We start from the raw sequence: 10714 nt of genomic DNA, 5'->3' as shown, positions 1-10714 counted from the left end.
CCATGGGGCAGGCCGGGGATAACGTCCAGGGTTATCCTACCAGAGCGGGCTGGCGAACTGGGGTAACAGCCGGATTGCCCTCGTCGTCAAGCTCAAGCTGAGCGCGATCGCCCTGCTCCAGCGTACCGGCCAAAATGGCTTCGGCCAGAGTATCTTCAACCAGTCGCGCAATAGCGCGACGCATAGGACGAGCCCCATAGCGCTGGTCGTAGCCTTCAGCAGCCAGTCGCGCCCGGAAGGCATCGGATAGGGTAACCACCATCTGGCGATCGGCCAGGCGGTGGTTGACCTGCTCAAGCATCAGATCGGCAATCTGATTTACCTCATCGCGAGTGAGCTGGCGGAAGACAATGATCTCGTCGATTCGGTTCAGCATTTCGGGGCGGAAGTACTGCTTCATCTCCTCGTTGACCAGGTTGCGGATGTTGATGTACTGACTAGTGGCCGCATCGGTGGTGGCAAAGTCAAAGCCCAGGCCAGCACCGCCCTTCTCAATCACCTGAGACCCGATGTTTGAGGTCATGATGATCAGCGTGTTCTTAAAGCTCACCGAACGCCCCTTGGAGTCGGTCAACAGACCGTCATCAAGCACCTGCAAGAGCAGGTTGAAGACCTCGGGGTGCGCCTTTTCGATCTCATCCATCAAAATGACGCTGTAGGGCTTACGACGCACCGCTTCGGTAAGCTGGCCACCCTCGTCATAGCCGACGAATCCGGGCGGAGACCCGATCAGCTTCGACACCGTATGGCTCTCCATAAATTCCGACATGTCGAGACGAATCATGGCGTCTTCAGAGCCAAATAGGGCCACGGCCAGGGCCTTCGCCAGTTCAGTTTTACCGACCCCCGTGGGGCCAGAGAACACCAGGCTGGCAATGGGGCGATCGGCGCTGGCTAAGCCCGATCGCGCTCGCCGAATTGCCTTGGCCGCCGCTACGACGGCCTCGTTCTGACCAATTACCCGCTCGTGCAGCACATCCTCTAGGTGCAGAAGTCGCGCAGCTTCAGTTTCGGTCATGCGGTTAACCGGAATTCCGGTCCAGGCGGCCACAATGTCGGCAATGTTCTCTTCATCCACTACGGGCTGGGGCGGCAGACTACCTGCTTCCGCTTCGCCGTACTCAGGAATATCAGCCTGAAGCTGCTGAAGCAGATCTTGCCGCTGCTCCCGCAGGGTCTTGGCTTTCGGAAAATCTTGCAGCTCAATGGCTTCGTCAAGATTTTTGTTGACCTGGCGCAGTTCCTGCTTCAGCTCTTTGGAGGGGTACTTGGGCATAAACCGCAGCTTTACCTGAGAACCCGCTTCGTCAATCAGGTCAATGGCTTTGTCGGGCAGGTGGCGATCGCTGATATAGCGGTCAGACAGCTTAGCGGCCGCTTCCAGGGCTTCATCCGTCAGGTTCACCTGGTGAAACTGCTCGTAACGGCTGCGGATGCCATGCAAAATCTCGATGGTTTCATCCACAGAAGGCGGGTTGACCATGACCGGCTGAAAGCGTCGCTCCAGGGCGGCGTCGCGCTCGATGTACTTACGGAATTCATCGAGGGTGGTGGCCCCAATGCACTGCATTTCACCTCGCGCCAGGGCGGGCTTGAGCATGTTGGCCGCGTCCAGGCCGCCCTCTAAGGAACCAGCACCAATCAGCGTGTGGATTTCGTCAATAACCAGCACCACATCGGGGTCTTCGCGTACTTCGGCAACAAGCTGGGTGAGGCGCTCTTCAAAGTCTCCCCGAAAGCGGGTTCCTGAAACCAAAGATCCCATATCGAGGCTAATCACGCGCTTGGTGAGCAGGGCCTCGGGTACGTCCTGATTGGCAATGCGCTGAGCCAAACCTTCGGCGATCGCGGTTTTACCCACGCCCGGCTCACCCACCAAAATTGGGTTGTTTTTGGTGCGGCGGCCCAAAATTTGGACTACCCGCTCGATTTCTTTAGCGCGACCGACAACAGGGTCGATTTTGCCCGCCGCCGCTACAGCCGTGAGGTCAGTGCCAAATTCCGACAGAATTTTGCCTGACTTGCGAGAATTCTCGCGATCGCTACCACGCCGTCCAGCAGGCATCGCCGCCACTTCTCCCAGGTCTTGAATGATGCGAGTTCGCACTTTGGCTGGGTCTACGCCCAGGTTAGTCAGCACCCGATAGGCCACGCTCTCGGTGTTTTGGCACAGGCTGAGCAGCAGGTGAGCGGGCTCAATGTAAGGCGAGTCGACTTTGCGGGCCTCCTGAAAGGCCTGCTCAAAGACCTGCTTAACCTTGGGCGTGAAGGGAATTTCGGGCGGCACGCTGCCGCTGCCACGACCAATAATAGCTTCGACTTCAGCCCGGGCATCGTTGAGGTTAACCCCGAACTCCGCTAATACCTTGGCCGATAGGGTGGCTTCTTCTTTAATCAGCCCCAGCAGCAGTTGCTCGGTGCCCACAAAATTGTGGCGCAGTCGGCGAGCCTCTTCCTGGGCCTTCATAATGACGGCAATAGCGGTGTTGGTGAAGTGTTCAAACATGGTGGTTAGTCGGTACCAGTTTCGTGAGGAGCAATGGAAAGACCAGAACTAACTGAATAAGCTCTAGCTTGAAATTGGCCACGGCTACAAATAGGGCCGGACCCAGGGCTAAACCCAGAATGTAGAGTTACGACAGGGTTTGTGCTTAGTAATACTTTACGTAAATGAACGCATACTCTGCAGTAGGGAGAACCGTAGACACCAGGGGGGTCTAGATCAACCCCCCAGCTGTGGATACAAGAGTCAAAAAAATGGGGTCAATAATTTTTCCTTAAAAAAATATTTACAATACTTAACCTCATTCTATAGCCTTAGGCCCAGCATCGGCAAATGACTGAGTCTAATCGGCAAAATTAACGGAACCGCTGAAAAAAATCGCTCTATTATTTCAGAACGGCTGAGCGGTAGTGAGTTTCTCTTGATTTAATCACCGTCGCTAGAGTCAAATATCAGACTAAAATCAGTACATATAGACTACCCTATACCTTTAGCCAACCGTGACTGTTGCCATAGAGTTTGCCAGTTCAGAGGATCTTCGTACCGCGCTAGAGCGCTGGCTCGAAGACTATGGCCATAGCGTTCATCGGCAAGTGCCATGCCCCGACGGTGGCATAGTAGACCTGCTGACGCCTATCTACGCGATTTTTTGCCCTCCCACCCTTGCTCCATCTGAACTGTGGGCTGCCGTAGATATCATTCAGGCGCGCCAGCAGAATTTTCCCGATCAGCGTCCGGTAATTGCCGGGCTCACCCCTGAAACTGACCCTGAAGCGACCTACGAGATTGCGGAGCAGATTAAGGCCAAGGGCATTGAGGTCTGGCTTCTCGACCAGATGCCACCCTTTGTGGAGTACTACACCGGGCTAAACGCTGATTTAAGCGCCGATCCAACCCCTCCCGGTCCGGGGGGGCTCAACCGGCGCAACCCTCTAGCTGGGTGTTTGATTTCTTTGGGCATGGCGGCTATTCTCAGCGCTAGCTTTTGGCTGGCCTATCGCATTCTCGATCGCCATCAGCTGCAGGTATCTGCCAATAGCCAAGATAACCGCCTGTGGGAGCAGCTGTATACCGCCGTTGACGTTTGGGATATGGATACCGCCTTAGCTACCCTGGAGCGCCTGGGCAATAGCCGCAACCCCTGTGTATCCGAATTTGCCGATCGCTTTGACACCAGTCTTAGGCAGCGCGGGTCTGATGGGTTTAGAGATATTAACCCCATCAAGCGCGCTCTAAATATGGAAGAGGGCTGTCGTCTGGAGATTCGCGAGTACGATTTTTCTCAGTAGCTAAGGCCACCAGCGATGAACGAAATAGCGATCGCCTCCAGTTCTAGCGCACTGGGGGCGATCGCCGTTTCGTCCGACTTTGTTGCAATTAAAAGTCATTAGATTGCCACCCCTACAGGCGTCCAAGATTCTGGTTGAACGACCTTGGAGTAGTGGAATGAAAGCAAAGCTTAGTCGCACAGACGAAACCTCCAAAGGATTGGGCATCTGCCTTGCCTCAACAAAATTTAACCTCTATCTATTGAGAATGATTCCGATCTGTGGTCAAATCTCCTTATTGAGTTTTCTTCTCAATAAGTGCTGTGTTGATATGACCTTAGTAAGGATTCATTGGCTATGCAAACCTATGGCAATTCCGACGTGAGCTATGACTGGTGGGCCGGTAATGCCCGCTTTGCCAATCTGTCGGGTTTTTTTATTGCCGCCCACGTGGGCCAGGCGGCGTTGATTACTCTATGGGCCGGGGCCTTTACCCTATTTGAGCTGTCCTGGTTTGACCCAGCCTTGCCGATGGGCGAGCAGGGCCTGATTTTGCTGCCTCACCTAGCCACTCTGGGTTTTGGGGTTGGGGAAGGTGGTCAGGTTATCGATACCTACCCTTACTTTGTCGTAGGGGCCATTCACCTGATTTCCTCGGCTGTGTTGGGGGCTGGGGCGCTATTTCACGCCTTCAAGGCTCCTGCCAATTTGAAGGATGCCAAGGGCCAGGCCCGCAAGTTTCACTTCGAGTGGGATAACCCAGCTCAACTCGGTATGATTTTGGGCCACCACCTGCTGTTTTTGGGGGCCGGAGCGCTGCTTCTGGTGGCTAAAGCGACCACCTGGGGTGGCCTCTATGACGCCACAACGCAGACTGTGCGGCTAGTGCAGCCCACTCTCGATCCACTGGTTATCTACGGCTACCAAACCCACTTTGCCAGCGTAAACAACCTGGAAGATCTGGTAGGAGGCCACATATTTGTTGGCGTACTGCTGATTGCCGGAGGCATTTGGCACATTCTGGTACCGCCCTTGAAGTGGGCTAGAAACGTGCTGCTGTTTTCGGGCGAGGCCATTTTGTCCTACTCGCTGGGCGGTATTGCTTTGGCAGGGTTTGTGGCCGCCTACTTCTGCGCCGTCAATACCCTGGCCTATCCCGTGGAATTTTACGGCCCGCCGCTGGCCATCAAGCTTGGAGTTATGCCCTATTTCGTTGACACCGTTGTGCTGCCGCTAAATGCCCATACCTCTCGCTGCTGGTTAGCCAACGCGCACTTCATTCTGGCGTTCTTGTTCTTGCAGGGCCATCTGTGGCACGCCCTGCGCGCTATTGGGTTCGACTTTCGCCGGGTAGAAAAGGCCCTGAGCACAGTCGAATCGTAACCAAGTGTTGGGTTAACTTCTCCTCTCTTGGGGGGCATATAGGGCTCCAACATCCTGCCCCCCTTTTCTCTTCAACCTTAATTTGGAAGTACAGCTGTAATGACTAAGATTGGCCTGTTTTTTGGTACTCAAACCGGCAATACCGAAGCGATCGCTGAAGCAATTCAGGCAGAGTTTGGGGGCGACACCATCGTCACGCTCCACGATATTGCCAGCGCTGCCCCTGACGACTTTGCCGAATATAGTCACCTAATTATCGGTTGCCCCACCTGGAACATTGGTGAACTACAGGCTGACTGGGAAGGATTTTACGACGAGCTAGACGATATTGACTTTGCCGGTAAGCAGGTGGCCTACTTCGGCGCAGGCGATCAGGTGGGCTATGCCGACAACTTTCAAGACGCCATGGGTATTTTGGCCGAAAAAATGACTGGCCTGGGGGCCACTACCGTAGGCCAATGGCCGACCGAGGGCTATGACTTCAGCGATTCTAAAGCCGTACAAAACGGCAAGTTTGTGGGTTTGGCCATTGATGAAGATAACCAGCCCGAGCTAACTGAGAGTCGCATTAAAGCCTGGGTAACCCAGCTGAAATCGACCTTTGGGGTTTAAATCGCCCTATAACAGTGCACGAATTTCTTCATGCACCATTTTTATCTAGCTTCTATTTGGCCGTTCGTAGGGTGGGCACTGCCTGCTGCGGCTTTAAGGAGCGTCATTATCTAACGGCCTGCCCCTTCGTAACAGCTCAAATATTCTAAACCCCATGACTCTATCGACGTCTCCCGATGCTGTGTGGCTCAACGTTAGCCCCAGCTTTGAGCGGTTTGACCACAAGTTGCTGGGCGGCCTGGCCCGCCATGTAGAAGTGACCCACTGGGCCTACCGCCAAACCCCAGAAGAACCCAGTTCGCTCGACATTGCCGTCACCCTGCTGCATGACTACCTAAAAGGCCATAACCGTCCGGTGCATTTGCTCGGTCACGGTACTGGCGGGCTGGTAGGACTGCTCTACGCCCGCCAAAACCCCCATCGCGTGAAGTCGTTAACGCTGCTGGCTGTAGGGGTAAACCCCATGCTTGATTGGCAAGCCCACTACTATGCCCAACTCGAACGACTGCCGTGCAGTCGGCGGCAGGTGCTAACCCAAATGGTCTATAGCCTGTTTGGCCACCAGGCCCGCCCTTTGGTGCCGGGTTGGGTCAATCTGCTAGAGCAAGATTTGCTCCATTCGGTGTCGCCTCACTCGTTGTTGAAGCGGGCCAGCCTCTGCCCCAGTAGCATGGCGGTGCCTCTGCTGGTGTGCGGCGGCGAAGACGATTTTGTGGTTGACCCTACCCAGATTCAGGGTTGGCAGCCGTGGCTGAAGGCGGGCGATCGCATCGCACTCTGCCCTGGTCGCCACTTCTTTCACGCCTTTTATCCCCAGCAGGTGGCCAGCCAAATTCTAAGTTTTTGGGGAACTACCGAATCTGTGCTTCGGCTACCCCAGGGTTTAAAGACGATTCCCTAAGCTCGCTCCCGGCTCCGGTTTCAACGAGGTTTATCAACGAGGTTCTATGCCTTCTGCCAACCTGCTGCTTGCCGTCCTGGTGCCCCTTTGTATTTGGGTTATGGTGCTCGCCTTTGTGCTGGCGGTTTTGCTAGCCATTAATGACGGCATTCAACGGCTGCGTCGATTGCACCAGGTGCCCTGCTTCCGCTGTCGCTACTACACGGGCAGCTCCCATCTTAAATGCCCAGTGCGTCCTATAGATGCCGCCTCCGAAGCCGCTCTCCACTGCATCGACTACGAAGCCGTTGATCTGCCGCCGCTTCATTCGCCTAGCCAACCCCGCCTCAGAAAACGTCTCCTACTGCTTTTTTCAACATCCCAACCCTAACCTTTCTCTCTCTCTCATCTCCTCACTCCCTCCACCACTCACGCCCATGCTTCGCCCCCAACTGTCTATTCTTCAATCCTTTGGTCCCAAATCCTCTTTGCCACCGCTGGGCGATCGCGTCTGGTTGATTGAGCAAGGCATTGTGCGCGCCCTCACCTGGACATCTGAAGGTCAGGTGACTACAGTGGGCATCTGGGGCCAAGGCGATATTGTCGGCTTGCCGCTGACCCGTCTCATGCCCTACCAAATGGAATGTTTGACCTCGGTAACGGTAACTGAGGTGGCCTTTGAGTCGCAAACTCGCTTCTGGCAGCAGCTCTTGCTCAACCACCTTTGCTACAGTCAGGAACTTTTCTGCGTTGTGCAAATTCCCTGTCTGGCAGAGCGACTACTGCAATTGCTCCACTGGCTGGCCCACCGCTTTGGTTATCAAACTCCAGAGGGCACCGTGTTGCCACCGCTGTTGACCCACAAGCAGCTCTCTGAGGTGTTGGGCAGTAGTCGGGTTACCGTTACGCGCCTGCTCAACAGTTTGGAGCAGCAGGGGCAGCTGATGCGATTTAGAAAACGCCGGGGCGAAAATCTCCCTAGCTGCGCTATGCCTGGTTCGAGTCGAGCGATTTTGCTACCCCAACTCAAGCGCTTGTCCCAGTCGGTGTAGAGACTGGGCGCTAAACCACGGCTGCGGTGGGGCTTCCGGTTCTCAGCAGCTGTCCGTCTTCCATATGAATAATACGATGGGCAATGTCAAGAATGCGGTTGTCGTGGGTGACTAACAAAATGGTGCAGCCCTGCTCTCGGGCCAAGCGCTGCATGAGCTGCACAACTTCGCGGCCCGACTGGCTATCGAGGGCGGCGGTGGGTTCGTCGGCCAGAATGAGTTTCGGCTGGGTGACCAGGGCGCGAGCGATCGCCACTCGCTGCTTCTGCCCTCCAGAAAGATTATCTGGCCTGTAGTTGACCCGATGCCCCAGACCTACGGCGGCTAGCATGGCAGTGGCCTGGGCGGTGCGATCGCCGTAGCTGAGGGTCGGCTGCAGGCGCAGGGCCATACGCACGTTTTCCTGCGCGGTCAAACAATCCAGCAGATTGTGGGCCTGAAAGATATAGCCGATTCGACTGCGTAACTCCACCAGTTGTTTTTTGCTCGCCCCCAAAAGCTCCTGGCCGAGAATGTTGAGGCTTCCCTGCTGCGCTGATCTGAGCCCACCCATTAGGCTCAGCAGCGTCGTCTTGCCGCTGCCCGAGGGGCCAGTCAAAATCACAATTTCGCCCGGCTGAATGGCAAGGTTAATATCGATCAGCACCGGCTTGGCCAAAGCACCTTTGCCAAAAGCATGGTGCAATCCCTGAATGTTGACGACAGGTTCCATAGCAGCTTCTCTAATCCAAAATCCCAACTCTAAAATCCCAAAATTCTTAAAACACATCGGCGGGATCGGCCGATCGCAGCTTGCGCACTGCGATCGCCGCCGACAGCACCCCCATCACCAGCGTCATCGAAAACACCTGTAGCCCCACCCCTAGGCGCATCAGCACCGCAACTCCAGTCAGGTTGCTGAGCAGACTGTAAAGACCCAGCGAGCACAAAATGCCGGGCATAAACCCCAGAACCGCCAGAATGGTGGCCTCTTGAAACACCACCAGCAGGAGCTGCCCGTCAGAATAGCCAATCGCCTTCAAGGTGGCGTATTCAGACAGGTGATCGTTGACGTCGGAATACAGCACCTGGTAGACGATCACCACCCCCACCACAAAGCCCATAATGGTGCCAAAGTCGAAGATAATCCCTGCCGGTTCTTTGGCCCAGTAGCTTTGCTCCAGCTCGATCAGCTCAGCATGGCTGAGTGCGCTAATTTCCTCAGGCAGGGTGCGCTCTAGCTCAGCCATGACCGTTTGAAGATTGGCCCCAGGTTCGAGCTTGATCACTCCGGCATGGAGCTGATTGGCCTGGGTCGCCCCAAACAGGCGTAGGTAGTTCACGTCGCTAATGACGATATGGCCGCGCTTAAAGATGTTGCTGCCCAAGGCAAATATGCCATTCACCCACATTTTGCGGCCCTGCACCTCGATCGGGGTATCTTGGCCAGCGATGAAGGCTGGGGCAATGCCCCCCAAAGACGGCAGCGATTTGGTGTCGAACAGCATGCGATCGCTCTGCTCTACAAGCGCTAACTGGTCATTGATGGCGGGCACGGCCATCACCGGCTGGGCCGGGTTCATGGCAATGACGGTAATGCTAGTGGTTTTACGATTGTCGGGATTTACCCAGCTAGCTGTGCTGTAGTAGAACGGTCGAGCGGTGGCTACCCCAGGCACGGCTGCCGCCCGGTAGAGCTGGGATTTATCAAAGGTTTCGTTGCCTAGAAACTGGCTTGTTTCGTCGATCAAAAATACGTCGCCATCCAGGCTGGCGGGCACGTTGGTGGTGCCGCTAAACATCGCTGAGCGAAACCCCAGCTGCATAAAGATCAAGATGTTGGCAAAGGAGATGCCCGATAGCGCCACCAGCAGCCGCACCCGCTGATGGGAAAGCTGAGACCAGGCCAGTGGCTTCTCTCTGCGGGGTAGCGGTAACTTACCAAAGACCATAGATCGCCCGTCGTAAAGAATGTGGCCTGAATCGTCAAAACCTTTCTTGCCAAGAGAAGAGTAGCCGTAGGGCCAGCCCGCTAATCCACCCGAATTTTGACCCGCACCTGCATATAGGTCAGCTCGGCTACCTGCTGACTGGCAGATGGGTTGAGCCGAATTTTGACTTCTACCACGCGGGCGTTGCTATCGGTAGCGGGGTCAGAGTTCAGCACATCGGTTTTGCGAATTTGCAGCCCAATCGATTCCACTTCACCCCGTAGCGTGTTGGTAAAGCCACCGTTTTCACTGGTGATTTCAGCGCTTTGACCTACCGCTAACTTGGGTACATCAGTCTCGTAGACTTCAGCGATGACCACCATTTGCTCAGTCTGACCCAGGTCGACAATGCCCTGGTCGGGGTTAACCCGCTCGCCAACGCGGGTATTGATGCGTAGGATTTGGCCTGCCACCGGCACCCGTACGTAAAAGTCTTCCAGATCGGCACGAGCACGTTCGGCCTGGCTTTGGGCGTAGGCCACCTCGGCCTGGGCGACGGTAACATCGACCGGGCGAATTTCGCTCAGCTGATTCACGCTGGCCGTAGTCGATTGAATCTGAGCGCTCAGGGTTTGGCGGGTGCCCACAAGCTGCGCTTCAGCATCTCGCAAACTGGCGCGGGCGGTGTCTAGGGTTTTCTGGCGGCTGTCTAGCTCGGTAGCGCTGACGGCCCCACGGTTATAAAGCTGGCGGTAGCGCTCGTAGTTGGTCTGGGCTTCGCGTAGAGTGGCGGTAGCCCCATCGATCGCCGCTTGATTTTGCTGCTCGGTAGCCCGCAGTTCGGCTTCGAGCTGGCGGATAGTGGCTTGTTGAGCCGTTCGTTCACTGGGCGTGGCGGCAGCGGTTTGAGCCTGGACGACTTTAGCTTGCTGTAACGCTACGTTTTGCTCGGCTTCAGCCACCTCAGCCTGGAGCTTTTCGATCCCCTGGAGGGTCGCAATCACTTGGTTAGCTTCGACGCGATCGCCCTCCCGTACCAGCAGCTGATTCACCCGACTGTCCTGAGCATTGGCCACCGACAGCTTAATCACCGACGAGGTGGGCTC

Annotated in this window: 10 protein-coding genes; 6 read left to right on the top strand and 4 right to left on the bottom strand. The window is 55.7% G+C overall.

Features of this window, described 5'->3' with window-relative positions; genetic code table 11:
* Positions 1 to 31: 31 nt before the first annotated feature.
* Positions 32 to 2506, bottom strand: a complete 2475-nt coding sequence (locus IQ273_RS24335) for an ATP-dependent Clp protease ATP-binding subunit (protein WP_194025736.1) — start codon at positions 2504 to 2506, stop codon at positions 32 to 34.
* A 497-nt stretch (positions 2507 to 3003) separates the two neighbouring features.
* On the opposite strand from IQ273_RS24335, the gene IQ273_RS24330 reads away from it, so the two are divergent.
* The 6 genes from IQ273_RS24330 to IQ273_RS24305 all read left to right on the top strand — a co-directional run bounded on the left by IQ273_RS24330 (position 3004) and on the right by IQ273_RS24305 (position 7698).
* On the top strand, positions 3004 to 3792 hold the full coding sequence (locus IQ273_RS24330) for a hypothetical protein (RefSeq protein WP_194025735.1): 789 nt from the start codon (positions 3004 to 3006) through the stop codon (positions 3790 to 3792).
* 336 nt (positions 3793 to 4128) lie between these two features.
* Positions 4129 to 5154 (top strand): chlorophyll a/b binding light-harvesting protein, encoded by a 1026-nt coding sequence (locus IQ273_RS24325; protein ID WP_194025734.1) that lies wholly within the window; start codon positions 4129 to 4131, stop codon positions 5152 to 5154.
* Positions 5155 to 5253: 99 nt separating this feature from the next.
* On the top strand, positions 5254 to 5766 hold the full coding sequence (gene fldA / locus IQ273_RS24320; protein WP_194025733.1) for a flavodoxin FldA: 513 nt from the start codon (positions 5254 to 5256) through the stop codon (positions 5764 to 5766).
* 154 nt (positions 5767 to 5920) lie between these two features.
* Positions 5921 to 6667: an alpha/beta fold hydrolase gene (locus IQ273_RS24315; RefSeq protein WP_194025732.1), complete on the top strand. Its 747-nt coding sequence runs from the start codon at positions 5921 to 5923 to the stop codon at positions 6665 to 6667.
* Positions 6668 to 6713: 46 nt separating this feature from the next.
* Positions 6714 to 7037 (top strand): hypothetical protein, encoded by a 324-nt coding sequence (locus tag IQ273_RS24310; RefSeq protein WP_194025731.1) that lies wholly within the window; start codon positions 6714 to 6716, stop codon positions 7035 to 7037.
* A gap of 46 nt (positions 7038 to 7083) precedes the next feature.
* Positions 7084 to 7698, top strand: coding sequence for a Crp/Fnr family transcriptional regulator (locus tag IQ273_RS24305; RefSeq protein WP_194025730.1), 615 nt, complete (start codon positions 7084 to 7086; stop codon positions 7696 to 7698).
* Positions 7699 to 7708: 10 nt separating this feature from the next.
* On the opposite strand, the gene IQ273_RS24300 is transcribed toward IQ273_RS24305, so the two are convergent.
* The 3 genes from IQ273_RS24300 to IQ273_RS24290 form a co-directional block, all read right to left on the bottom strand.
* Complete coding sequence (locus tag IQ273_RS24300) at positions 7709 to 8410, bottom strand: DevA family ABC transporter ATP-binding protein (RefSeq protein ID WP_194025729.1); 702 nt, start codon at positions 8408 to 8410, stop codon at positions 7709 to 7711.
* A 46-nt stretch (positions 8411 to 8456) separates the two neighbouring features.
* Positions 8457 to 9629, bottom strand: a complete 1173-nt coding sequence (devC, locus tag IQ273_RS24295; RefSeq protein WP_194025728.1) for an ABC transporter permease DevC — start codon at positions 9627 to 9629, stop codon at positions 8457 to 8459.
* A gap of 80 nt (positions 9630 to 9709) precedes the next feature.
* Positions 9710 to 10714 (bottom strand): HlyD family efflux transporter periplasmic adaptor subunit (locus tag IQ273_RS24290; RefSeq protein ID WP_194025727.1); only part of this gene is annotated, 1005 nt, incomplete at its 5' end.

This window comes from Nodosilinea sp. LEGE 07298 (assembly GCF_015207265.1).
In the GTDB taxonomy this organism is placed as follows: domain Bacteria; phylum Cyanobacteriota; class Cyanobacteriia; order Phormidesmidales; family Phormidesmidaceae; genus Nodosilinea.
Note: the sequence above shows the minus strand (reverse complement) of the source record. Positions and strands in the feature narration are given on the sequence as shown.